The organism is Arthrobacter sp. 05N425 (genome assembly GCF_056397125.1).
The window spans coordinates 158,870-182,025 of sequence record NZ_JBFTMU010000001.1 but is presented as its reverse complement, the minus strand read 5'-3'; the positions used below and the strand labels follow the sequence as shown (position 1 = coordinate 182,025).

Sequence of the window (23,156 nt, the reverse complement as noted above, 5' to 3'; positions counted from 1 at the left end):
GGGGTCCCGGCCGCCGGGAGAGGATATTGTGACAGCATGAGTTTCAATGACAACGTGCAACTGGACCCGTCGCAGGTCCAGAGCCGCGGCGGCATGGGCCGCGGCACCAAAATCGGCGGCGGGATCGGCGGCGGCATCGTGCTGCTGTTGGCCGCGCTGTTCGGCATCAATCCGCAGCTCCTGGAGGGCCTGGCCGGCACTACCCAGGACCAGACACAGAGCCAAAGCACCGCGCCGGCCTGCAAGACCGGCGCCGACGCCGACGCCCGCCTGGAATGCCGGATCGTGGGCACGGTCAACAGCCTGAATGCCTTCTGGCCGGATTATCTGGCGCAGTACAACAAGAAGTACCCGCAGCCGGAGACGGTCCTGTTCCGCGGCGCCACCAACACCGGCTGCGGCAACGCCACCTCGGAGGTCGGCCCGTTCTACTGCCCCGCCGACCAGACGGCGTACTTCGATCCGGGCTTCTTCCAGGAACTCGTGGACCGCTTCGGATCCTCGGGCGGCCCGCTGGCGCAGGAGTACGTGGTGGCCCACGAGTTCGGCCACCATATCCAGAATGTCCTCGGCACCATCGACCGCGCCCAGCAGGATCCCCAGGGTCCGCAGTCCGGCGCGGTGCGGGTGGAGCTCCAGGCCGACTGCTATGCGGGCCTGTGGGTCCGCTACGCCACCACCACCAAGGACCCGAAGAGCGGTCAGCCGTTCCTGGAACCGCTCAAGACGCAGGACCTGCAGGACGCCCTGTCCGCAGCCTCCTCCGTGGGCGACGACCGGATCCAGAAGGCAGCCACCGGGCGGGTTTCGCCGGAGTCCTGGACCCACGGCTCCAGCGCGCAGCGGCAGAAATGGTTCTACCAGGGTTACAAGACCGGCGACATCAACCAGTGCGACACCTTTAAGGTCGCGACCCCTTAACCCGATCGACCGCTCCGAAACCACCGTTATGGGCCTCCAAAAGGGCCGTTGCGGAGCACTCGATGTCATCGCGGCAGAGAAAACGACGGCGGGCCCACCTCCAAGAGGTGGGCCCGCCGTCGTTGTGGGGATCCTAGATGTTGAAGCCCAGGGCCCGCATCTGGTCGCGGCCGTCTTCGGTGATCCGCTCCGGACCCCATGGCGGCATCCACACCCAGTTCAGCCGCCAGTCGTCGACAATGCCGTCCAGGGCCTTGCCTACCTGCTCCTCGATCACGTCGGTGAGGGGGCAGGCCGCCGTGGTGAGCGTCATGTCGATCAGCAGGGCGCCGTCGTCGTCTGAGTACTTCAGGCCGTAGAGCAGGCCCAGGTCAACGATGTTCACGCCCAGCTCCGGGTCGATCACATCCTTGAGTGCCTCTTCGACATCCTCGAGGCCCGTGCGGGCCATATTGATTTCGGTCATGGCGTAGTCCTAACTAGGCCTGTGCTGCGGCGTCGGCGGCAGCGATGGCGGCGGCTCCGGCGCCCGGGAGGTAGCGGTCGTAGCCTTCTTCTTCAAGGCGGTCGGCCAGCTCCGGGCCGCCCTCTTCGACAACCTTGCCGTCCACGAACACGTGCACGAATTCCGGCTTGATGTAGCGCAGGATCCGGGTGTAGTGGGTGATCAGCAGGGTGCCCATGTTGCCCTCGGCGTGGGCGCGGTTGACGCCCTCGGAGACGACCTTGAGCGCGTCGACATCCAGGCCGGAGTCGGTCTCGTCGAGGATGGCGAACTTCGGCTTGAAGAGCTCCAGCTGGAGGATCTCCACGCGCTTCTTCTCGCCGCCGGAGAAGCCCTCGTTGACGTTGCGCTGGGTGAAGTCGGCGTCGATGCGCAGCTGGGCCATGGCAGCCTTGACGTCCTTAGTCCAAGTGCGGAGCTTCGGGGCTTCGCCGTCAATGGCGGTCTTGGCGGTGCGCAGGAAGTTGGTCATGCTGACGCCGGGAACCTCGACCGGGTACTGCATGGCCAGGAACAGGCCGGCGCGGGCGCGCTCGTCAACGCTCATCGCGAGGACGTCTTCGCCGTCAAGCGTGATGGTGCCGCTCGTGACGTTGTAGCGCGGGTGCCCGGCGATGGTGGAGGCCAGGGTGGACTTGCCCGAGCCGTTGGGACCCATGATGGCGTGCGTCTGGCCGGTCTTGATGGTCAGGCTGACGCCCTTAAGGATTTCCTTGGTGCCCTGCTCGGTGTCAATGCTGACGTGCAGGTCCTTGATCTCAAGAGTAGACATGTGTCTTGTTCTCCTCTGCACCCCCGCCTCGGCGGCGGTGCGTTTTCTCGTCGATAAGTTTTTGTGGTGCTGGTTGCCGGCCCGGCCGGGACAAGCGTGGCTTGCCCCGGCGGTCAGCTGAAGTTCGGAGCTTCGGCGCCGTTCAGGATGGTGCTGACGTCTACGTAGACGTCGTCGCCCTGAATGGTCACGGCGAAGACAGGCACGGGATCGTAGGCGGGCAGCTGGAGCGGCTGGCCGCTGCGCAGGTCGAACTGTGAGCCGTGGCCCCAGCATTCGATCTTGCAGCCTTCCACTTCACCCTCGGAGAGCGAGATGTCTGCATGCGAGCAGGTATCGCCGATGGCGTGGATCTCCCCCATCGAGTCCTTGACGACCGCTACCGGGTAGTCATCGATCAGGATCCGCAGCGCCTGCTTGACCTGGATCTCGCTGGCGTTGCAGACCAGCTCGCCCCTTGGCTGTTCCGTCATGTTCGTTGTCCGTCTTCCCTAGTGCCGTGCACTAGTTTTCCGTGGCGGCGAGCTCGCGCTCGACGGCGGCCGTGAGGCGCTCTTCGATGGCGGGGACCTTGATCTGCTGGATGATCTCGTTCAGGAAGCCGCGGACCACCAGTCGGCGGGCCACCTTTTCCGGAATGCCGCGGGCCATCAGGTAGAACAGGTGCTCGTCGTCGAAGCGGCCGGTGGCGCTGGCGTGGCCGGCGCCGGCGATCAGGCCGGTTTCAATCTCAAGGTTCGGCACGGAATCCGCGCGGGCACCGTCGGTGAGGACCAGGTTGCGGTTGGCCTCGTAGGTGTCGGTGCCTTCTGCTTCCTTGCGGATCAGGACGTCGCCCACCCAGACGGTGTGCGCGTTCCGGCCCTGCAGGGCGCCCTTGTAGAGCACGTTGGACTTGCAGTTGGCGACGGCGTGGTCCACGAAGAGGCGCTGCTCGAGGTGCTGGCCTGCGTCCGCGAAGTAGAGGCCGAACATTTCCGCTTCGGCGCCGGGGGCGGTGAAGCGGGTCGACGGCGTGACACGGACCAGGTCGCCGCCGAGGCTGACGACGATGTGCTTGAACTTGGCGTCGCGGCCGAGCTTCGCCTGCTGGGAGGAGGCGTGCACGGCGTCGTCGTTCCATTCCTGGAGGGAGATGACGGTGAGCTGCGCGCCGTCCTCGACCAGGATCTCGACGTTTTCCGCGACGACGGCGGTGCCCTGGTGGTCCAGCACAACAACGGCCTTGGAGAACTTCTCCGCGATGATCACAACGTGCTGCGCGGAGGCCCCGGTGCCCTGGCCGGTCAGGACTACGCTGACCTCGCCCTCGGCCTGGACCTCGGCGGGAACCGTGATGACGGTGGCCTCGGTGAAGTTCTCCCAGGCGTTCGCGGAGACCCGGTCCTCGGGGATGGCGGCGGAGCCGATGCGGGCATCGTCCCGGCCGACGGTCTCGATCCGGACGCTGTCCGGGCCGGTGACGGCCACGGACGGTGCCGCGCCGCTGAGGACGTCGGTGTGCAGGCCGCGGAGGCGCTTGAGCGGGGTGAACCGCCAGTCTTCCTCCATGCCGGTCAGCGGCTTGAAGTCCGCCAGCTTGTACGAGGTCAGGCGGCCGGCGCGTGAGCTGTCCGGGACGCCGACGCCGCCGCCGTGCGAGTGGCGCTTGACGGCTTCGCCGGCCAGCGGCGACTTGGACTCCGCGGCGTTCAGCGGTGAAAGGCTCTCGCCTTCCTCGGTGAAACCGTTGATGAACGGCTGGGCTGAGGGCGCGCCGATGCGGGCCTTTTCAGTAGTGATGTCAGTCATTAACCGACCGATCCTTCCATCTGCAGTTCAATCAGGCGGTTCAGCTCGAGGGCGTATTCCATCGGCAGTTCGCGGGCAATCGGCTCGATGAAGCCGCGGACGATCATCGCCATGGCCTCGTCTTCGCGCATGCCACGGGACATCAGGTAGAACAGCTGTTCTTCGCTGACCCGCGAGACCGTGGCCTCGTGGCCCATGGTGACGTCGTCCTCGCGGATGTCGATGTACGGGTACGTGTCCGAGCGGCTGATCGTGTCCACCAGCAGCGCGTCACAGCGGACCGTGTTGGCCGAGTGCTTGGCGCCTTCGCGGACCTGGACCAGGCCGCGGTAGGCAGCCCGGCCGCCGCCGCGGGCCACGGACTTGGAGATGATCGAGCTCTTGGTGTTGGGCGCGATGTGGACCATCTTGGAGCCGGTGTCCTGGTGCTGGCCTTCGCCGGCGAACGCGATCGAGAGAGTCTCGCCCTTGGCGCCTTCGCCCACGAGGTAGACGGCCGGGTACTTCATGGTGACCTTGGAGCCGATGTTGCCATCGATCCACTCCATGGTGGCGCCCTCTTCGCAGATGGCGCGCTTGGTGACCAGGTTGTACACGTTGTTGGACCAGTTCTGGATGGTCGTGTAGCGGACGCGGGCGCCCTTCTTCACGATGATCTCCACGACGGCGGAGTGCAGCGAGTCCGAGGTGTAGATCGGCGCGGTGCAGCCCTCGATGTAGTGGACGTAGGAGTCCTCGTCCGCGATGATCAGGGTGCGCTCGAACTGGCCCATGTTTTCCGTGTTGATGCGGAAGTAGGCCTGCAGCGGGATGTCCACGTGGACGCCCTTGGGCACGTAGACGAAGGAGCCGCCGGACCAGACCGCCGTGTTCAGCGAGGCGAACTTGTTATCGCCCACCGGGATGATGGTGCCGAAGTACTCCTGGAAGATTTCCGGGTGCTCGCGCAGCGCGGTGTCCGTGTCCAGGAAGATGACGCCCTGGGCTTCCAGGTCCTCGCGGATCTGGTGGTAGACCACCTCGGACTCGTACTGGGCGGCGACGCCGGAGACGAGGCGGCTGCGCTCGGCTTCCGGGATGCCCAGCTTCTCGTAGGTGTTCCGGATGTCCTCGGGCAGGTCCTCCCAGGTGGCGGCCTGCTTCTCCGTGGAGCGCACGAAGTACTTGATGTTGTCGAAGTCGATGCCGGACAGGTCCGCACCCCAGGTGGGCATGGGCTTGCGGTCGAAGTACTTCAGGCCTTTCAGGCGCAGGTCCAGCATCCATTCCGGCTCGTTCTTCTTGCCGGAGATGTCACGTACGACGTCCTCATCGATACCACGGCGTGCGTTGGCGCCGACGTCGTTCTTGTCGGCCCAGCCGTATTCGTAGGTTCCGATTCCGTGGAGCTCGGGATTCTTTTCCAGAATCTCCGAGATCACAGTGGATTCAGCAACCTTCTTCTCTGATAGTTGGTCCGTCATCACGGCCTTTCTTGCAGATGGTTGGATACTTCGTCCGGGTTGCCCGGGCCCGCGGGGCTGGGAGCCCCGACGGCGGCCGGACGGCCCGTAGGTATGTGGGTGGTGCAGACATGGCCGCCGCGCGCCAGGGTGGAGAGCCTGCGCACATCGACGCCGACCAGCCGGGAGAACAGTTCGGTCTCCACGTCGCAGAACACCGGGAACTGCGCGGCGAGCTGCTGGATGGGGCAGTGGCCCTGGCAGAGCTGGACGCTGGAAAGGGCGGCCGGCAGCGGCGCCTTGGCCTCGATTGACTGCGCCGAGGCGACAAAACCGTCGCGGCTCAACGCCTCGGACAAGGCCTGCGCGCGGGCCGTGATATCGGTTCCCGCCCGCTCGATTTCCGGCGCGTAGCGGCGTTCCATTTCGGCGAAACGCTCGACGGCGAACTCCCGTACCGCGTCCTCGCCGGCCATGTCGCCGAGCCGCCGCAGCGCGGAGCTGGCGATGTCGAGGTAGTCGTTGCCGAGCGTGGACTGGCCCTGCGAGCTGAGCACGTAGCGGCGCGCCGGGCGCCCCGCGCCGGCGCCTGCACGGGCCGCGCGCTTGACTTCGATCACGCCGTGACGTGAGAGGTGGTCCAGGTGACGTCGAACCGCCGCCGGAGTGAAACCGAGCAGCTCGCCGAGCTCCGCGGCGCTGATCGGACCGTGTTCGAGCACAGCCGCCAAGACTCGGTCCCGGGTGCGTTCCTCCGCGTCGGCAGCCATCGCCGCAGGCATTGCTGCGGGAACAGCCTCGCCTTCGGCAGGCTCGGCCGACTCCGCGCGCACGGCAGGCGCGGCAGAAGTAGTTGGGCTCATGGAATACACAACACAATCATGTCGTAATTTACTCCCCCGATCCAGTAAGGCATGGCTTTCCTGGCGCTGGCTCCGGATCGGGGCCGCGCCTACTACATCGCGTAGAATGCTTTGGTGCGATCTCCCGAATCCCCCGCCCTGACAATCAGCGGGCTCATCAAGGATGTTGGTCCGCTGCCCAGCCTTGACGGCAAAATGCTGCGGGTGGTCAGTGGCGTCTCCCTCGTTGCCGAGCGCGGCCAGGTGACCGCCCTGCTGGGGGCCAACGGGGCTGGTAAGACCACCACCATCGAATGCGCCCAGGGCCTGCAGAAACGGTCCGGCGGCAGCATCAGCCTGCTCGGCCAGGATCCGGACACGGCCGGGGCGGAGCTGCGCGCCCGCGTCGGCGTCATGCTCCAGGACGGCGGCCTGCCGCCGTCGGCCCGCCCGATCCCGCTGCTCAGGCACATCGCCGGGATGTACCAGGACCCGTGGCCGGTGGACGAACTCGTGGCGCGCCTGGGCATCGACGCTTTCAGCCGGACCTCCGTTCGGCGACTCTCCGGCGGCCAAAAACAGCGCCTCGCCCTGGCCGCAGCCCTGGTGGGCCGCCCCGAAGTGCTTTTCCTCGATGAGCCCAGCGCCGGCCTGGACCCGCAGTCCCGCCAGTTGGTCTTTGAGCTAATCGCCGAACTACGGGACCGCGGCATGGCCATCATCCTCACGACCCACCTCATGGACGACGCCCAGCGCCTGGCCGACTACGTCTACATCATCGACGCCGGCCGGAACGTCGCCGAAGGCACCGTAGCGCAGTTGCTGCGGCACGAACTGGCGGCCGCCGGCGAACAGCACATCCGGACGCTGCATTTCGAAGCGGAGCCCGGACTGGACCTGGCCGGCGTCCTGCCCGCCGACGTCGACATCCGCGAGACGCGCGCCGGAAGCTACAGCGCCACCGGTGCGCTCACGCCCGCCGACCTCGCCGCCGTCACGGCCTGGTGGGCGGACCGCGGCATAATGCCGGCCTCCATGAGCCTGGCCGCCCGCAGCCTCGAGGACGTCTTCCTCGACATCTCCGGAAGGGAGATCCGATGAGCTCCGCCCCCGCCACCGCCGGCACCCCGCTGGGCAGCGCCCCCGCTCCCCTGCTGCGCCGGATCCTGCTGCAGGGCAAGTATGAGACCGTCACCATGATCCGTAACGGCGAACAGCTGATCCTCGCGATCATCCTGCCGTTGCTGGCCCTCGTGGGCCTGACGGTTACTCCCCTGCTGGACGGCCTTGGTTCCAGCAGGATCAATATCGCCGTGCCGGGCATCCTCGCCCTCTGCGCCATGTCCACGGCGTTCACCGGCCAAGGCATCGCCACGGGATTCGACCGCCGTTACGGGGTGCTGCGTTTCCTCTCCACCACACCGCTGGGCCGTGCGGGCCTGATCCTGGGCAAGGTGCTCGCGGTGCTGGCGGTGCTGCTGCTTCAGGTGCTGGTGGTCGCAGCGGTCGCCCTGCCCCTGGGCTGGCGGCCGTCGGCGCCGGGGCTGCTCCCGGGCTTGCTGCTGCTGGTCCTCGGCGCCGCTGCCTTCACCGCCCTTGGCCTGCTGGTGGCCGGCACGGTCCGGCCGGAGGCCACGCTGGCGATCACCAACCTGCTGTGGATCCTGCTGGGCGCCCTCGGCGGCATCGTCATCCCGGCCGAGCGCCTCCCCGCTCTCGCCCAGGCGATTGTGCACTTCCTTCCCTCCGGCGCGCTGGGCCAGGCGCTGCGGGATGCTTTCCTGCACGGCAGCGTCAATCTCGCCGCCGTCTTTGTCCTGCTGCTCTGGACGGCCATTGCCGGCGCCGCAGCAACCCGTTGGTTCAAGTGGAATTGAGAAAACTGTGAGTACGGCATCCCGCCCTTCCCGGATCGTGTCCCGGATTTCCTCCCGGCTGCCCGTCACCGTCGACAAGACCGTCCGCCGGCTGGCCGTGCTGTCCCTGATCGGCCAGACCGTGCTGGTGGTGACCGGCGGCGCCGTCCGCCTCACCGCTTCCGGCCTGGGCTGCCCCACCTGGCCGCGCTGTACCGACAGTTCGCTCGTGAACACCCCGGAGATGGGCATCCACGGCATCATCGAGTTCGGCAACCGGCTCCTGACGTTCGCGCTGGCCGCCGTCGCAGTCGCGATGCTGGTGTACCTGTGGAACCTGCGCAAGGAACGCCGGGACCTTTTCCTGCTGGCCCTCGGCCTGCTGGCCAGCATCCCGGCCCAGGCTGTCATCGGCGGCATCACCGTCCTCACCCAGCTGAATCCGTGGGTGGTGGGCCTGCACTTCCTGGTCTCGATGGCACTCGTGGTCCTCGCGACCCTGCTGGTCAACCGGGCCTACGGCAGGACCGGCAAGTTCCGCACCAGCCAGCTCCCCGCGCTGCCGGGCGCCGCACGCCCCGTGCTGACCGCCGTCGCGCTGATCTCGGCCGTAGCCGTGTGCCTCGGCGTCGTGGTGACCGGTGCGGGCCCGCACGCCGGCGACGCGAACGCGCCGCGCAACAACCTGGACTGGGACCTGTTCTCGCACATCCATGCGGTCCCTGCCTACCTCGTCACCGCGGGGGCCCTGTTCGGCGTCGTCCTGGTGTTCCGCGGCCGCATCACCGGCCCGTTCCGCACGGCGGTGTTCCTGCTCCTGGGCGTCACCGTGCTGCAGGCGGTCATTGGCTTCACGCAGTACTACAACGGCATCCCGGCCCTGCTCGTTGCCGCCCACATGCTCGGCGCGGCCCTGCTGATGAGCGCGTCCACCAACGCCGCCGACATCGCGCGCAGCAGCCCGCTGAAGTAGCACCCACTCCGGCAGCAGCCGCCTAAACCACAAACGCGCCGGTCACCCGCCGCCCATCCGGAAGACCGGAGCGGGCGGCAGGTGACCGGCGCGTTGTTTGTTGCGGGAGACTTCTGCTTAGCCGCCGACGATGGCGGACCCGATGAACGGGTCGACAGCCAGGGCGATGAAAAGCAGGGTGAGGTAGCTGATCGAGCCGTGGAAGACCTTCATGGCGCCCTTGTTGGAGACGTCGCCGCCCTGTGCCCGGTTGTAGAGGGCGTGCGACTCGTACAGGAACCAGGCCCCCGCGGCGACGGCGGTGACGGTGTAGACCCAGCCGGCCCCGCCGACCGGGATCAGCAGCAGCGAGCAGGCCACCATGGCCCACGCGTAGAGCACCACCTGCACGGAGACGACCTTGGCGCCGGCGATCGCGCCAAGCATAGGCACGTTGGCGTTGCGGTAGTCCTCGCCGTAGCGCATGGACAGCGGCCAGTAGTGCGGCGGCGTCCAGAGGAAGATCACCATAAAGAGCACGACGGCGGGCCATTCCACCGTGTTGGTCACGGCGGCCCAAGCGATCAGCACCGGGAAGCAGCCCGCGGCGCCGCCCCAGACGATGTTCTGCGCGGTGCGGCGCTTCAGGATCATGGTGTAGATCACGACGTAGAACACGATGGCGCCGAGGCCCAGCCACGCCGAGAGCGGGTTGGCACCGAACCAGAGGATGGCGATGGCGGCGGCGCCGAGGAGCCAGGAAAACACCAGCGCTTCCCGCGGCGTGACCTCGCCCGTAACCAGCGGCCGGTTCTCCGTCCGGTGCATCAGCTTGTCGATGTCCCGGTCGATGTAGCAGTTGAAGGAGCCCGCGCTGCCGGCAGCAAAGGCGCCGCCCACGAGGGTCGCCAGGATCAGGCCCAGGGACGGGAAGCCGCGCTCGGCGTAGATCATGGTGGGCAGGGTGCTGACCAGCAGGAGTTCGATCACCCGGGGTTTCGTGAGCGCCAGGTAGGCCTTGGCTTTGCGGCCGAAGCCGATTCGACCCGGGGCCGGGGAGGCGTTAAGCGGCGTATCTGTTGTGCTCACGGTGGCAGTCACTCTGTTCTGTCTGGCTGTTCAGTCCGGCTGGTCGCCGCAGTACGTCCTAGATCCGGCGCACTGCGTTCGGAGGGGGTCCACGCGCAGCGCACAGGCATGTCCTCGCCCCCGTTGGTAGCCACGCACCATCATACCGTGGCGGCACCCGCGTCCGGGTCCTCCGGAAACCCGCTGGAATTCCGCCAGGTTAACGCAGCCTCACCGCCGCGGCGGCACGCGGTGATTCATATAAGCCGAAAACCGGTCCAATTCGTGAGATGTACGCTACCCGGCAGGTGGAATGGGGCTAAGCTGTCTGACAGATCAGCACGCACGGGCGGCTGCCCCCAACGGCGCTCCCTGCCTCTGCGCATGCGACTAAATGATAGATCAACGTTTCGATGGTGAACGGCTGGTACGAACCGCAGCGGGCACCGAACTGTGCCCCCGGCGGAATGCCCTCAGCGGGAAAGCTCCCAGAGGGAAAACCCGTACCACCGGCCGTCAGCACAGAGAGGGGCCCGGTTTACGTGCCACATTTGGAAGAGCAAGAACTGTCATGGACTCATCTGGACCAGCGTGCCGTGGACACCGTCCGGGTACTCGCGGCGGATGCGGTGGAGAAGGTCGGCAACGGCCACCCCGGCACGGCCATGAGCCTGGCCCCGGCCGCCTACCTGCTCTTCCAGAAATTGATGCGCCACGATCCGGCGAACCCGGACTGGCTGGGACGTGACCGGTTTGTCCTGTCCCCCGGCCACACGTCCCTGACGCTTTACATCCAGCTCTTCCTCTCCGGTTACGGCCTGGAGCTGAAGGACCTCGAGGCGCTGCGGACCTGGGGATCGCTGACCCCGGGACACCCGGAGTACAAGCACACCGCCGGCGTGGAAATCACCACCGGCCCGCTCGGCCAGGGCCTGGCATCCGCCGTCGGCTTCGCCTACTCCCAGCGCCGGATGCGCGGGCTGTTCGACGCCGACGCCGCCGAGGGCACCAGCCCGTTCGACCACACCATCTGGGTGATCGCTTCCGACGGGGACCTGCAGGAAGGCGTCACGTCCGAGGCCTCCTCGCTCGCCGGCCACCAGGAATTGGGCAATCTCGTGGTGATCTACGACGAGAACCACATCAGCATCGAGGACGACACCGACGTCGCGTTCACCGAGGACGTCCTGGCCCGGTACGAGGCCTACGGCTGGCACACCCAGCGGGTCGACTGGACCCGGACCGGAGAGTACAAGGAGGACGTGCCCGAGCTGCACGCCGCCCTGCTCGCCGCGAAGGCCGAGACGGGCAAACCCTCCATCATCTCGCTGCGCACCATCATCGGGTGGCCGGCGCCGAAGAAGCAGAACACCGGCAAGATCCACGGCTCGGCCCTCGGCGCCGAGGAAGTCGCGGGCCTGAAGAAGGTCCTCGGCTTCGACCCGGAGCGCAGCTTCCAGGTCGACGACGAGGTCCTGGCCCACACCCGCGAGGCGCAGTCCCGCGGCGCCGCGGCACGGACCGAGTGGCTGGCGTCCTTCGAGGCCTGGCAGTCGGCCAACCCCGAGGCGGCCGTCCTGCTGGAGCGCGTTGAAGCCCGGAAGCTTCCGGCCGAACTCGATGCCGCCCTGCCGGTCTTCGAAGCCGGCAAAGACGTCTCCACCCGCGCCGCGTCCGGCAAGGTCCTGAACGCGATCGGCCCGGTCATGCCCGAGCTGTGGGGCGGCTCCGCCGACCTCGCCGAATCCAACAACACCACGATCGAGGGCTCCCCCTCGTTCATCCCCGCCTCCCGGCAGACCGAGGCATGGAAGGGCAACCCCTACGGCCGGGTGCTGCACTTCGGCATCCGCGAACACGCCGCGGCGTCGATCGTGAACGGGATCAGCCTGCACGGGGCGACCCGGGCGTTCTCCGGCACGTTCCTGATCTTCTCGGACTACCAGCGCCCGGCGATCCGGCTCGGCGCCCTGATGGGCGTCCCGTCCCTGTACGTCTGGACGCACGACTCGATCGGCCTCGGCGAGGACGGCCCGACCCACCAGCCGGTGGAACAGCTCGCCTCGCTCCGGGCGATCCCGGGCCTGGACGTCGTGCGCCCCGGCGACGCGAACGAGGTCGCGGCGGCCTGGAAGGTCATGCTCGAGAACCATGAGAACCCGGCCGGCATTGTGCTGACCCGGCAGAACATCCCCACCTATGCCCGCGGGACTTCCGATGCCGAGGCAGACACCTTCGCCTCAACGGCCGGTGTCGCCAAGGGCGGCTACGTGCTGGCCGAAGCGTCCGCCAACGGCCAGAGCACCGAGGCGCAGGTCATCCTGATCGGCACCGGCTCCGAGGTCCAGCTCGCCGTGGCCGCCCGCGAGGCGCTGCAGGCCGAAGGCATCCCCACCCGGGTCGTCTCCATGCCGTGCGTGGAATGGTTCAACAAGCAGGACGCCGCCTACCGCGAGGCAGTGCTCCCCGCCAACGTCAAGGCACGCGTCTCCGTCGAAGCCGGGCTCGCCCTGGGCTGGAAGGAGTTCGTCGGCGACGCCGGCCGCTCCATCAGCCTCGAGCACTTCGGCGCGTCGGCCGACTACAAGCGCCTGTTCCAGGAATTCGGCATCACCGCCGAGGCCGTGACCGCCGCCGCCAAGGAATCCCTCGCCGGCCTCACGGCCTGATCCCAACTTCACGCTTTCCGGGCCGCCGCCCCACCAACGGCGGCGGCCCCAGACTTCAGGAGTTACACATGAACACCACCCCCACCGCTACCCCCACGCAGCAGCTCTCCGACGCCGGCGTCTCCATCTGGCTCGATGACCTCTCCCGCGGCCGCCTCGCCACCGGCACGCTGCGCAAGCTGATCGAAGAGAAGAACGTCGTCGGTGTCACCACGAACCCGAGCATCTTCCACGCTGCCATCACCACCGGCACCGACTACGACGCCAAAATCAAGGAAATGGCAGCCGCCGGCGCCAGCGTCGAGGAGACCGTCTTCGCGATCACCACCACCGACGTCGCCGACGCCTGCGATCTGTTCGCCCCCGTGGCCGCCGCGACGAACGGCGTCGACGGCCGCGTCTCGATCGAGGTGGACCCGCGCCTCGCCTGGGACACCGCCGGCACCATCACCGAGGCCAAGGAACTCTACGGCCAGGTCAACAAGGACAACGTCCTGATCAAGATCCCCGCCACGATTGAAGGCCTCGAGGCCATCACCGCCACCCTGGCAAGCGGCATCAGCGTCAACGTGACCCTGATCTTCTCGCTCGAGCGCTACCGCGCCGTGATCAACGCGTTCCAGAGCGGGCTCGAACAGGCCAAGGAAAACGGCCACGACCTGTCCAAGATTCACTCCGTCGCGTCGTTCTTCGTCTCCCGCGTGGACTCCGAAATCGACAAGCGCCTCGACGCGATCGGCACGGACGAAGCCAAAGCCCTCAAGGGCAAGGCCGGCCTGGCCAACGCCCGCCTGGCCTACCAGGTCTACGAGGAGCTCTTCTCCACCGAGCGCTGGGCCCTGCTCGCCGAAGCCGGCGCCCGTCCGCAGCGCCCGCTGTGGGCCTCGACCGGCGTCAAGGACCCGGCCTACCCGGACACCCTGTACGTGACCGAGCTCGTCGCCCCCGGCGTTGTTAACACCATGCCGGAAAAGACCCTCGACGCCACCTACGACCACGGCGCCATCACCGGCGACACGGTCACCCGCGGCTACGACGACGCGAACGCGACCCTCAACGCGCTCGACGCCCTGGGCATTTCCTACAACGAAGTCGTCGCCGTGCTCGAGTCCGAAGGCCTCGACAAGTTTGTGGCAAGCTGGAAGGAACTGCTGGCCGACGTCGAGGTCGCCCTCGCCGCTGCACGGAAGGACGCATAGTCCCCCATGACCACTCTCAGCTACGACGCCACGGGCGCCGCCCGCCAGGCGCATGAACAGCACCTGCCCGCCCTGCTGGAGGACCGGGTCGCCACCCGGATCTTCGCCAAGGACGCCACCCTGTGGGGTCCCGACGCCGAAGCCGAGGCCGCGGTCCGGCTCGGCTGGGTGGAGGCCGCCACCGTCTCCCAGCCGCTCGTGGCGGACATCCTGGCCCTCCGCGACGCGCTCCGCGCCGAAGGCGTGACCCGGATTGTCCTGTGCGGCATGGGCGGTTCCTCGCTGGCCCCCGAGGTCATCGCCGGAACCGCCGGCGTCGAGCTGACGGTGCTGGACAGCACCGATCCCGAGCAGGTTGGCGCCGCCCTGGCAGACCGGCTCGAGCAGACCGCCATCGTGGTCTCCTCGAAGTCCGGCTCCACGCTGGAGACCGACTCGCAGCGCCGCGTCTTCGAGCACGCCTTCACCGAGGCCGGGCTCGACGCGAAGAGCCGGATCGTCATCGTCACGGACCCGGGATCGCCGCTGGACAAGGCCTCACGCGAAGCCGGCTACCGCGCCGTCTTCAACGCCGACCCCAACGTCGGCGGCCGGTACTCGGCACTGACTGCCTTCGGGCTGGTGCCGTGCGGACTGGCCGGCGTGGACATCCAGGCCTTCCTGGACGAAGCCGAAGAGACCGCCGAGATCCTCAATGACGACAGCGAGGAGAACATCGGCCTCGCCCTCGGCGCCGCGCTGGGCGGCACTAACCCGCTGCGCGATAAGATCGTGATCGCCGAGGACGGCTCCGGGATCGTAGGGTTCGCCGACTGGGCCGAACAGCTCATCGCCGAGTCCACCGGCAAGCTCGGCACCGGCGTGTTGCCGGTCGTCGCCGGTCCGGACTCGCCGGAGGTCACGGGCGGCGCCGCGGACGTGCTGGTGATCCGGCTGGTGGCAGCCGACGCCGACGTCGAACTGGGCGACAACGAGTCGGCCATCGCCGGCGGCCTCGCCGCGCAGATGATGACGTGGGAGTTCGCCACCGCCGTCGCGGGACGGCTGCTGGGCATCAACCCCTTCGACCAGCCCGACGTCGAGGCCGCCAAGGTCGCAGCACGCGGCCTGCTGGATGCGCAGCCCGAACCGACGCCGGCCAACTTCACCGACGGCGCGATCGAGGTCCGCGGCGGCACCTGGCTGGGCGACGCCGGCACCGCGGCCGAAGCGGTCAGCGCGTTGTTGGGCCAGCTCGGTGCGGACGGCTACCTCAGCGTCCAGGCCTACTTCGACCGGCTCAACTACGCACCACTCGAAGGCATCCGGGACGAACTGGCCGCCCTCAGCGGCCGCCCCGTCACCTTCGGCTGGGGACCGAGGTTCCTGCACTCCACCGGGCAGTTCCACAAGGGCGGCCCGGCGATCGGCGTGTTCCTGCAGGTCACCGCGGCCTCCGCGACGGACCTGGCCATCCCGGAACGCCCGTTCAGCTTTGGAGAGCTGATCTCCGCCCAGGCCGCCGGCGATGCGCAGGTCCTCAGCGAACACGGCCGGCCCGTGCTCCGGCTCCACCTCACGGACCGTGCCTCCGGCGTCCGCCAGTTGCAGCAGCTTGTCTCCTCGCTGGCCGGCACTTCATTTGCTGGCCGCCCAGCGTCCTCCACCGAAAGCTAAGGCACCACAGCAACCATGCCACTCTCGCAAAACGGCAGCCCTAAGTCCGCGGGCCGGGGGCGCAATCCGCTCCGGGACCCGCGGGACCGCCGGCTGAACCGCATCGCCGGCCCCTCCTCCCTGGTTCTCTTCGGCGTTACCGGTGACCTCGCCCGCAAGAAACTCATGCCGGCCGTCTACGACCTCGCCAACCGCGGGCTCCTGCCCCCGAGCTTCGCCCTCGTCGGGTTTGCCCGGCGGCAGTGGGAGAACGAGGACTTCGCCGCCGAGGTGAAGGAATCGGTCAAAAACTACGCCCGCACACCCTTCGACGAAACGGTGTGGAAGCAGCTCTCCGAGGGCATCCGCTTCGTGCAGGGCGAGTTCGACGATGACGACGCCTTCGAGCGGCTTAGCGAAACCATCGACGAACTCGACGAGCAGCGTGGCACCCGCGGCAACCACGCCTTCTACCTCTCCATCCCGCCGAAGGCCTTCGAACTCGTTTGCCGGCAGCTCTCCAAGCACGGCCTCGCCCAGGCCGAGGGCGACAAGTGGCGCCGCGTCGTGATCGAGAAGCCGTTCGGGCACGACCTCGAGTCGGCCCGGCAGCTCAACGACATCGTGGAATCGGTGTTCCCGCCCGATGCGGTCTTCCGGATCGACCACTACCTCGGCAAAGAGACGGTCCAGAACATCCTGGCCCTGCGCTTCGCCAACCAGCTGTTCGAACCGTTGTGGAACGCCAACTACGTGGACCACGTCCAGATCACCATGGCGGAGGACATCGGCACGGGCGGCCGCGCCGGGTATTACGACGGCGTGGGCGCTGCCCGCGACGTTATCCAGAACCACCTGCTGCAGCTGCTTGCCCTGACCGCCATGGAGGAACCGATCTCCTTCAACGCGGACGACCTCCGCGCCGAGAAGGAAAAGGTCCTGGCCGCGGTCCGGCTGCCGGAGGACCTCTCCACGCACTCGGCGCGCGGACAGTTCGCCGGCGGCTGGCAGGGCGGTGAGCAGGTCCAGGGCTACTTGGAGGAGGAAGGCATCCCCGCCGACTCCACGACCGAGACGTTCGCCGCGATCCGGGTGGACATCAACACCCGGCGCTGGAGCGGCGTGCCGTTCTACCTGAGGGCCGGCAAGCGGCTGGGGCGGCGGGTGACGGAGATCGCCGTCGTGTTCAAGCGCGCGCCCAACCTGCTCTTCCGTGACCACGGCGAGGACGACTTCGGCCAGAACGCCGTCGTCATCCGGGTGCAGCCCGATGAGGGCGCCACTATCCGCTTTGGCTCCAAGGTCCCCGGCACCCAGATGGAAGTCCGCGATGTCACGATGGACTTCGGCTACGGCCATTCCTTCACCGAGTCCAGTCCCGAAGCCTACGAACGGCTCATCCTGGACGTGCTCCTTGGCGAGCCGCCGCTGTTCCCGCGGCACCAGGAGGTGGAGCTGTCCTGGAAGATCCTGGACCCGTTCGAGGACTACTGGGCCAGCCTGAACGAACAGCCGGAGCCCTACGCCCCCGGAAGCTGGGGTCCCGCCTCCGCCGATGAACTGCTCGCCCGCGACGGACGGACCTGGAGAAGGCCATGATCGTAGATCTTCCCGACACAACAACCTCCAAGATCTCCAAGAAGATCATGGCGCTGCGCGAACAGGGCGGCGTGATCGCCCTGGGCCGCGTGCTGACCCTCGTGGTGGTGACCAAGTCCGGCCTCGAAGAGGAAGCCATCGAGGCCGCCAACGAAGCCAGCCGGGAACACCCCTGCCGGATCATCGTCCTCGCCGACGCCGGCGCCTCGGCGCCCACCCGGCTGGACGCGCAGATCCGGGTGGGCGGCGACGCCGGCGCCTCCGAGGTCATCCTGCTCCGCGGCTACGGCGAACTCGCGGAGGAAAGCGAATCCCTCGTGGCCGCGCTGCTCCTTCCGGATGCCCCGATCGTGGCCTGGTGGCCGCACGGTGCGCCCCGGAATGCCTGCGAGACGTCGATCGGCCGGATCGCGCACCGCCGCATCACCGACTCCGCAAATGAGCCGGACCCGCTGGCGGCGCTGGACAATCTCCGCAGCACCTACAAGGCCGGCGACACCGACCTGGCCTGGACCCGCCTGACCAACTGGCGGATCCAGCTGGCGGCAGTCCTGGACCAAGTGGACTCCYCGCCGGTCACCGCCGTCGCTGTCGAAGGCGCCTCGGACTCCCCCAGCACCCTGCTGCTCGCGGCATGGCTCACGCTGGCGCTGGACGCCCCGGTGACCATCGTCGCCGATCCGGCCGGCACCGGGATCCGGCGCGTGCGGCTGACCCGCACCGGCGGCGACGTGCAGCTGTTCCGGCCCGGACTCACCGTGGCGGAATTGACCCAGCCGGGCCAGCCTGCCCAGCGCATCTCCTTGCCGCGCCGCAGCCTCAAGGACTGCCTGGCTGAGGAGCTCCGGCGCCTGGACCCGGACGAAGTCTTCGGTGAAGTGATTACTATTGGACTGCCACGTACCAACCTAAGGAGTGTCCGTCCCAGTGAGCGCTGACCCCAGAGTAAGCATCCATCCTGACTCGACCGTCCTGATGGCGGCGATCGCGGCACGCCTGATCACCAAGCTTGTGGACATCCAGGACAAGCACGGCGAGGCAACGGTGGTGCTTACCGGCGGCACGATGGGGATCGGCTCGCTCAAGGCGGTCGCCGAGTCGCCGGCCGCACCGGCGGTGGACTGGTCCAAGGTCAACTTCTGGTGGGGCGACGAACGCTTCGTCGGCTCGGACGACGCCGACCGCAACGCCCGCCAGGCGCACGAGGCACTGCTCTCGCACATCAACGTGGACCCCTCGCGCGTCCATGTCCCGGGCTCGACGGACGACTTCGGAACCCCCGAAGAAGCAGCGGCGGACTACGCGCGGCGGCTTGCCGAGGCGGCCGCGGCCGAGCACGCCGCCGATATGTCCGATGACCGTCCGGAGGAGCCCGGCGCCTTGCCGCGGCTGGACATCGTGCTGCTGGGCGTCGGCCCGGACGCGCACGTGGCGTCCTTGTTCCCGGAGCAGGCCGGCATCCGGGAGAAGGAGTTGACCGTCGTCGGGGTCCGCAACTCCCCCAAGCCGCCGCCGGCCCGGCTCTCCCTCACGCTGCCGACGATCAACACCGCGAACGAGGTGTGGATGGTGGTGGCCGGCGATGACAAGGCCGGCGCCGTGGGCTTGGCCCTGGCCGGAGCCAACCCGGTGCAGGTGCCGGCGGCAGGGCCCCGTGGCCGGTTCCAGACGCTGTGGCTGATCGACGAGGACGCAGCCTCACGCGTCCCCGAGCAGCTCGTCCGGAAGGGCGCGTCGGGCGCGTAGCCGTTCAAGCGCTCCAGCCAGCACGTCTTCGGCGTCCTGGCTGGAGCGCCTTTCTTTAACGTATTCGAGGTGGCTCTTGAAACCCTCGACGGGTTCGTCCTCCAGCGCGAAGCGGGACTCGTCCCGGGTGGCTGCTCCGCCGCAGCGGCGGCAGTCCCACACCCCGGGGATTTGCTCCTCAGGGAGCTTGGCGAACACGAGGGCTGTCTCGTGGCCTTTCGCGCACCGGTAGGTGACGCAGATCCGGGGTTGCGCCGCGCCCCCGTCGAGGGGCTCATGGCGGGCCGGGGCTCCGGCGATGGCACCTACGCGGATGCCCCTGAATCCGGAAGCAGAATGCAGCATCGGGAACTCCTGGCTACTCGGCTGGTGGATTGGCTTGCCAGCGACAGTGTAGTTCGGAGTTCCCGACGCGGGGAGGGCCGCAAGGCCCATATGAAGTTTTAGAAAACGGGGGTACTAGGAGTCGGCGCCGGTGCTGAAGCGCATCAGCAGGCCGAGGGCGATGATGACGACGCCCCAGGTGACTCCGAGGATGACCGTGAAGCGGTTGAGGTTCCGCTCGGCTACGCCCGAGGAGCTGAGCCCGGAACTCATGCCGCCGCCGAACATGTCGGACAGACCGCCGCCGCGCCCCTTGTGAAGCAGGATGAGCAAGGTCAGCAGGAGGCTGGTGATGCCCAGCAGCACCTGGAGAATGACATGAAGAACGTCCACGACGGCCTTTCAGAAGATGGGGATTGCGGGGGCCAAAGCTGTGTCCGGACTAATCCGTCAGCAGGTGACTCTCGAACCTGACAATATTAGCAAACTCGGCGGCGTCCAGGCTGGCACCGCCGACCAGCAATCCGTCCACGTCGCGTTCCTTGAGGATCGAGGCGGCGTTATTTGCCTTCACCGAGCCGCCGTAGAGCAGGCGCGTCTTGGCGGCGACCGAGGCGTCGAAGAGGGTGGCGAGTTCGGCGCGGATCGCGGCGCACATCTCCTGGGCATCCTGCGGCCCGGCGACTTCGCCGGTGCCGATGGCCCAGACGGGCTCGTACGCGACCACCAGTTCGGCCGCCTGCTCCGCGGTGAGGCCTTCGACGCCGGCCCGCAGCTGGGCAAGCGTGTGGTCCACGTGCGTGCCGGCCTGGCGGACTTCGAGCCCCTCGCCGACGCACAGCACGGGGGTCATGCCGTGGCGGAAGGCCGCCTTGGTCTTGGCGTTGAGGACCTCGTCGGACTCGTTGTGAATGGTGCGGCGTTCGCTGTGGCCCACCAGGACGTAGCGGCAGCCGAGCTTCGCGAGGAACTGTCCGGAAATGTCCCCGGTGTAGGCGCCGGAGTCGAACTGCGAGAGGTCCTGGCCGCCGTAGACGACGTCCAGCTCGTCGCCCTGGACGAGGGTCTGCACGCCGCGGAGATCGGTGAACGGCGGGAACACGGCGACCTCCACCCGGCTGTAGTCGTGTTTGGCGTCGGACAGGGTCCAGGCCAGCTTCTGCAGGAGGGTGATGCCCTGGACGTGGTCCATGTTCATCTTCCAGTTGCCCGCGATGAAGGGCTTGCGGTCGAACTTGCCGTGGGTTGACGTTGTCACGTGATCTCCAAAAGATTCGTAGCAGTGAAAGAGCCGGCAGGGTGCCCGCCTTGCGGGCCGGGCACCCTGCCGGCTGGAGGTTCTAGCGGTCCAGCACGCTCAGGCCGGGAAGTTCCTTGCCTTCAAGGTATTCCAGGCTCGCGCCGCCGCCGGTCGAGATGTGCCCGAACTGGTCATCGGCGAAGCCCAGGGTCCGCACCGCGGCGGYGGAGTCCCCGCCGCCCACGACTGTAAATGCCGCGGTTTCCGTGAGGGCCTTGGCAACGGCCCGCGTGCCGCCGGCGAAGGCCGGGAACTCGAAGACGCCCATGGGCCCGTTCCAGAAGACCGTCTTGGCTCCGTTGATCCGCTCTGCGAAGGCGGCTGCCGAATCCGGGCCGATGTCCAGGCCGATGCCGGAGGCGCCAAAGCTGCTGGACTCGATGGCGTCGGCTGACACCGTTTCGTGGTCGGCGTCGGCGGCGAACTTGCTGGCCACCACGACGTCGGTGGGGACAACGAACTCGGTGCCGGCGTCGGCGGCGCGCTTGAGGTAATCCTGGACGACCGGGATCTGGTCCTCTTCGAGCAGGCTGCCGGCGACCTTGTGGCCGGCGGCGGCAAGGAAGGTGAACAGCATGCCGCCGCCCACCAGGATGGTGTCCGCCTTGCCGATCAGGTTGGCAATCACGGCGAGCTTGTCCGAGACCTTCGAACCGCCCAGCACGACGACGTAGGGCCGCTGGGTGTCGGTGGTCAGCTTGCGCAGCACCTCCACCTCGGTGCGGACCAGGTCGCCCTGGTAGGACGGCAGCCGGGTGGCGACGTCGTACACGCTGGCGTGCTTGCGGTGCACGGCACCGAAGGCATCGTCAACGAAGGCGCCGTTGTCACCGGTGAGGGCGACCAGCTCGTCCGCGAAGGCGCCGCGTTCGGCGTCGTCCTTGGACGTCTCGCGGGCGTCGAAGCGGACGTTTTCGAGCACGAGGGCTTCGCCGTCCTGCAGTGCGGCGGCGGCCGCCTTGGCGGATTCACCGACCGTGTCGTCAGCGAGCGAGACCTTGAAGGACGCCAGCTCTGCCAGGCGCGCCACGGCGGGCTTGAGCGAGTACTTCTCCTCCGGGGCGCCCTTGGGGCGGCCGAGGTGTGCCGTGACCAGCACGCGGGCACCGGCGTCCGTTAGCTTCGACAGCACTGGCAGGGAGGCCTTGATCCGGCCGTCGTCAGTGACTGCAGAGCCGTCGAGCGGCACGTTCAGGTCACTTCTGACCAGAACGTACCGCCCGCGGACACCATCAGCGATCAGTTCGTCGAGGGTGTGGAATGTCATGGGTCTTACCCTAGCCCAGCTTCGACGCGACGAGCTCCGTAAGGTCGACGAGGCGGTTGGAGTAGCCCCACTCGTTGTCATACCAGGAAACAACCTTGACCTGGTTGCCGATCACCTTGGTCAGGCCGGAGTCGAAGATGGACGACGCCGGGTCCCCGACGATGTCCGAGGAGACGATCGGCTCATCGGTGTAGGTCAGCAGGCCCTTGAGCTCTTCGGTCTCGGACGCGGCCTTGAGTGCGGCGTTGACTTCCTCGACGGTGGTCTCGCGGGAGACGGTCACGGTGAGGTCGGTGGCGGAGCCGGTGGGGACCGGGACGCGGATGGCGTAGCCGTCCAGCTTGCCCTTGAGCTCCGGCAGCACCAGGCCGATCGCCTTGGCTGCGCCGGTGGAGGTGGGAACCATGTTGATGGCGGCGGCGCGGGCGCGGCGGAGGTCCTTGTGCGGGCCGTCCTGCAGGTTCTGGTCAGCGGTGTAGGCGTGGATGGTGGTCATCAGGCCGCGCTCGATGCCGAAGGAGTCGTTGATGACCTTGGCCAGCGGGCCGAGGCAGTTGGTGGTGCAGGAGGCGTTGGAGATGATGTTGTGCGCGGCGGGGTCGTAGAGGCCGTCGTTCACGCCCATCACGATCGTGATGTCCTCGTCCGAGGCGGGGGCGGAGATCAGGACCTTCTTGGCGCCGGCGTCGATGTGCTTCTGCGCATCGGCGGCCTTGGTGAAGAAGCCGGTGGACTCGATCACGATGTCCACGCCCAGCTCGCCCCAGGGGAGCTTGGCCGGGTCACGCTCGGCAAGGACCTTCACGGTCTTGCCGTCGACGACGATGTTGCCGTCCTTGACCTCGATGGTTTCGGCCAGGCGGCCGCCGACGGAGTCGTACTTGAAGAGGTGTGCGAGGGCTTCCGGGCTGGTGAGGTCGTTGACTGCAACGATCTCGAGGTCTGCTCCCTGGGCCAGGGCGGCGCGGAAGTAGTTGCGGCCGATGCGGCCGAAGCCGTTGATACCAATACGTGTCGTCACGTTTTCAGTCTCCTTGGTGCTCTATCAAGCACGATTAGTTGAGTAGGCGTTCAAGCCAACTAACAGATCCCGCACGCCATTGGGCAGAGATGATTACCAGATCGGAGGGCGACCAGCCACGTTGCTGAAGGCTAACCGCCTTCCGTGATCCATCTTACGTTTAAGTGGACCCGCCCCCGCAAGTGCGGGGGCGGGCAGTCCACGTTTCGGGCCGAACGGCTCGAAATGTGAGCTTTGTTACAGCCTG

Annotated in this window: 22 protein-coding genes; 10 read left to right on the top strand and 12 right to left on the bottom strand. The window is 67.6% G+C overall.

Features of this window, described 5'->3' with window-relative positions; all coding sequences use genetic code 11:
- The first annotated feature begins 36 nt into the window (after positions 1-36).
- On the top strand, positions 37-921 hold the full coding sequence (ypfJ, locus tag AC1DGE_RS00875; protein WP_476892575.1) for a KPN_02809 family neutral zinc metallopeptidase: 885 nt from the start codon (positions 37-39) through the stop codon (positions 919-921).
- Positions 922-1,054: 133 nt separating this feature from the next.
- Here the strand turns inward: ypfJ and AC1DGE_RS00870 are convergent, their stop codons facing one another.
- The 6 genes from AC1DGE_RS00870 to AC1DGE_RS00845 form a co-directional block, all read right to left on the bottom strand.
- Positions 1,055-1,387: a metal-sulfur cluster assembly factor gene (locus AC1DGE_RS00870; RefSeq protein ID WP_138769377.1), complete on the bottom strand. Its 333-nt coding sequence runs from the start codon at positions 1,385-1,387 to the stop codon at positions 1,055-1,057.
- Positions 1,388-1,400: 13 nt separating this feature from the next.
- The gene (sufC, locus tag AC1DGE_RS00865; protein WP_441418699.1) at positions 1,401-2,198 is read right to left on the bottom strand and encodes a Fe-S cluster assembly ATPase SufC; all 798 of its coding nucleotides are present in this window, start codon (positions 2,196-2,198) and stop codon (positions 1,401-1,403) included.
- 113 nt (positions 2,199-2,311) lie between these two features.
- A complete protein-coding gene (locus AC1DGE_RS00860; RefSeq protein ID WP_476892577.1) occupies positions 2,312-2,671 on the bottom strand; it encodes a non-heme iron oxygenase ferredoxin subunit in 360 nt (119 codons plus the stop codon).
- 31 nt (positions 2,672-2,702) lie between these two features.
- Positions 2,703-3,989 carry a Fe-S cluster assembly protein SufD gene (sufD, locus tag AC1DGE_RS00855; RefSeq protein ID WP_476892578.1) on the bottom strand — a complete coding sequence of 429 codons (1,287 nt, stop codon included), beginning with the start codon at positions 3,987-3,989 and terminating at the stop codon, positions 2,703-2,705.
- Positions 3,989-5,452: a Fe-S cluster assembly protein SufB gene (sufB, locus tag AC1DGE_RS00850; RefSeq protein WP_441418696.1), complete on the bottom strand. Its 1,464-nt coding sequence runs from the start codon at positions 5,450-5,452 to the stop codon at positions 3,989-3,991. The genes sufD and sufB overlap by 1 nt, the downstream gene beginning before the upstream one ends.
- Complete coding sequence (locus tag AC1DGE_RS00845; RefSeq protein ID WP_476916710.1) at positions 5,452-6,294, bottom strand: helix-turn-helix transcriptional regulator; 843 nt, start codon at positions 6,292-6,294, stop codon at positions 5,452-5,454. The genes sufB and AC1DGE_RS00845 overlap by 1 nt, the downstream gene beginning before the upstream one ends.
- Positions 6,295-6,408: 114 nt before the next feature.
- On the opposite strand from AC1DGE_RS00845, the gene AC1DGE_RS00840 reads away from it, so the two are divergent.
- From AC1DGE_RS00840 to AC1DGE_RS00830, 3 genes are read left to right on the top strand one after another with little or no spacing between them, the layout of a single operon-like run.
- The gene (locus tag AC1DGE_RS00840) at positions 6,409-7,374 is read left to right on the top strand and encodes an ABC transporter ATP-binding protein (RefSeq protein ID WP_441418694.1); all 966 of its coding nucleotides are present in this window, start codon (positions 6,409-6,411) and stop codon (positions 7,372-7,374) included.
- Complete coding sequence (locus AC1DGE_RS00835; RefSeq protein WP_476916709.1) at positions 7,371-8,150, top strand: ABC transporter permease; 780 nt, start codon at positions 7,371-7,373, stop codon at positions 8,148-8,150. The genes AC1DGE_RS00840 and AC1DGE_RS00835 overlap by 4 nt, the downstream gene beginning before the upstream one ends.
- 7 nt (positions 8,151-8,157) lie before the next feature.
- Positions 8,158-9,102, top strand: coding sequence for a COX15/CtaA family protein (locus AC1DGE_RS00830; protein ID WP_441418692.1), 945 nt, complete (start codon positions 8,158-8,160; stop codon positions 9,100-9,102).
- A gap of 117 nt (positions 9,103-9,219) precedes the next feature.
- Here the strand turns inward: AC1DGE_RS00830 and AC1DGE_RS00825 are convergent, their stop codons facing one another.
- Positions 9,220-10,182 carry a heme o synthase gene (locus AC1DGE_RS00825; protein ID WP_175323323.1) on the bottom strand — a complete coding sequence of 321 codons (963 nt, stop codon included), beginning with the start codon at positions 10,180-10,182 and terminating at the stop codon, positions 9,220-9,222.
- 518 nt (positions 10,183-10,700) lie between these two features.
- Here AC1DGE_RS00825 and tkt point away from each other — a divergent pair.
- The 6 genes from tkt to pgl all read left to right on the top strand — a co-directional run bounded on the left by tkt (position 10,701) and on the right by pgl (position 18,997).
- The gene (gene tkt, locus AC1DGE_RS00820; protein ID WP_476916708.1) at positions 10,701-12,818 is read left to right on the top strand and encodes a transketolase; all 2,118 of its coding nucleotides are present in this window, start codon (positions 10,701-10,703) and stop codon (positions 12,816-12,818) included.
- 68 nt (positions 12,819-12,886) lie between these two features.
- Positions 12,887-14,017, top strand: coding sequence for a transaldolase (gene tal, locus AC1DGE_RS00815; protein WP_441418691.1), 1,131 nt, complete (start codon positions 12,887-12,889; stop codon positions 14,015-14,017).
- A 6-nt stretch (positions 14,018-14,023) separates the two neighbouring features.
- A complete protein-coding gene (locus tag AC1DGE_RS00810; RefSeq protein WP_476916707.1) occupies positions 14,024-15,673 on the top strand; it encodes a glucose-6-phosphate isomerase in 1,650 nt (549 codons plus the stop codon).
- 15 nt (positions 15,674-15,688) lie between these two features.
- Positions 15,689-17,251, top strand: coding sequence for a glucose-6-phosphate dehydrogenase (zwf, locus tag AC1DGE_RS00805; RefSeq protein WP_441418689.1), 1,563 nt, complete (start codon positions 15,689-15,691; stop codon positions 17,249-17,251).
- Complete coding sequence (locus tag AC1DGE_RS00800) at positions 17,248-18,189, top strand: glucose-6-phosphate dehydrogenase assembly protein OpcA (RefSeq protein WP_476916706.1); 942 nt, start codon at positions 17,248-17,250, stop codon at positions 18,187-18,189. The genes zwf and AC1DGE_RS00800 overlap by 4 nt, the downstream gene beginning before the upstream one ends.
- Positions 18,179-18,997, top strand: a complete 819-nt coding sequence (gene pgl / locus AC1DGE_RS00795) for a 6-phosphogluconolactonase (RefSeq protein WP_476916705.1) — start codon at positions 18,179-18,181, stop codon at positions 18,995-18,997. Before AC1DGE_RS00800 ends, pgl begins: the two co-directional genes overlap by 11 nt.
- Here the strand turns inward: pgl and AC1DGE_RS00790 are convergent.
- The 5 genes from AC1DGE_RS00790 to gap all read right to left on the bottom strand — a co-directional run bounded on the left by AC1DGE_RS00790 (position 18,950) and on the right by gap (position 22,909).
- On the bottom strand, positions 18,950-19,342 hold the full coding sequence (locus tag AC1DGE_RS00790) for an RNA polymerase-binding protein RbpA (RefSeq protein WP_476916704.1): 393 nt from the start codon (positions 19,340-19,342) through the stop codon (positions 18,950-18,952). The genes pgl and AC1DGE_RS00790 overlap by 48 nt on opposite strands.
- A 114-nt stretch (positions 19,343-19,456) precedes the next feature.
- Complete coding sequence (gene secG / locus AC1DGE_RS00785) at positions 19,457-19,714, bottom strand: preprotein translocase subunit SecG (RefSeq protein ID WP_175323316.1); 258 nt, start codon at positions 19,712-19,714, stop codon at positions 19,457-19,459.
- A 49-nt stretch (positions 19,715-19,763) separates the two neighbouring features.
- Positions 19,764-20,579 (bottom strand): triose-phosphate isomerase, encoded by an 816-nt coding sequence (gene tpiA, locus AC1DGE_RS00780; protein WP_441418685.1) that lies wholly within the window; start codon positions 20,577-20,579, stop codon positions 19,764-19,766.
- Between the two features lie 82 nt (positions 20,580-20,661).
- The gene (locus AC1DGE_RS00775; RefSeq protein WP_476916703.1) at positions 20,662-21,888 is read right to left on the bottom strand and encodes a phosphoglycerate kinase; all 1,227 of its coding nucleotides are present in this window, start codon (positions 21,886-21,888) and stop codon (positions 20,662-20,664) included.
- A gap of 10 nt (positions 21,889-21,898) precedes the next feature.
- The gene (gene gap, locus AC1DGE_RS00770; protein WP_441418683.1) at positions 21,899-22,909 is read right to left on the bottom strand and encodes a type I glyceraldehyde-3-phosphate dehydrogenase; all 1,011 of its coding nucleotides are present in this window, start codon (positions 22,907-22,909) and stop codon (positions 21,899-21,901) included.
- Between the last annotated feature and the right edge of the window lie 247 nt (positions 22,910-23,156).

Excerpts from the sequence above, each read along its gene's own strand:
- ypfJ (WP_476892575.1), top strand. The coding sequence starts at position 37 with ATGAGTTTCAATGACAACGTGCAACTGGACCCGTCGCAGGTCCAGAGC.
- AC1DGE_RS00870 (WP_138769377.1), bottom strand. The coding sequence starts at position 1,387 with ATGACCGAAATCAATATGGCCCGCACGGGCCTCGAGGATGTCGAAGAG.
- sufC (WP_441418699.1), bottom strand. The coding sequence starts at position 2,198 with ATGTCTACTCTTGAGATCAAGGACCTGCACGTCAGCATTGACACCGAG.
- AC1DGE_RS00860 (WP_476892577.1), bottom strand. The coding sequence starts at position 2,671 with ATGACGGAACAGCCAAGGGGCGAGCTGGTCTGCAACGCCAGCGAGATC.
- sufD (WP_476892578.1), bottom strand. The coding sequence starts at position 3,989 with ATGACTGACATCACTACTGAAAAGGCCCGCATCGGCGCGCCCTCAGCC.
- sufB (WP_441418696.1), bottom strand. The coding sequence starts at position 5,452 with ATGACGGACCAACTATCAGAGAAGAAGGTTGCTGAATCCACTGTGATC.
- AC1DGE_RS00845 (WP_476916710.1), bottom strand. The coding sequence starts at position 6,294 with ATGAGCCCAACTACTTCTGCCGCGCCTGCCGTGCGCGCGGAGTCGGCC.
- AC1DGE_RS00835 (WP_476916709.1), top strand. The coding sequence starts at position 7,371 with ATGAGCTCCGCCCCCGCCACCGCCGGCACCCCGCTGGGCAGCGCCCCC.
- tal (WP_441418691.1), top strand. The coding sequence starts at position 12,887 with ATGAACACCACCCCCACCGCTACCCCCACGCAGCAGCTCTCCGACGCC.
- AC1DGE_RS00810 (WP_476916707.1), top strand. The coding sequence starts at position 14,024 with ATGACCACTCTCAGCTACGACGCCACGGGCGCCGCCCGCCAGGCGCAT.
- zwf (WP_441418689.1), top strand. The coding sequence starts at position 15,689 with ATGCCACTCTCGCAAAACGGCAGCCCTAAGTCCGCGGGCCGGGGGCGC.
- AC1DGE_RS00790 (WP_476916704.1), bottom strand. The coding sequence starts at position 19,342 with ATGCTGCATTCTGCTTCCGGATTCAGGGGCATCCGCGTAGGTGCCATC.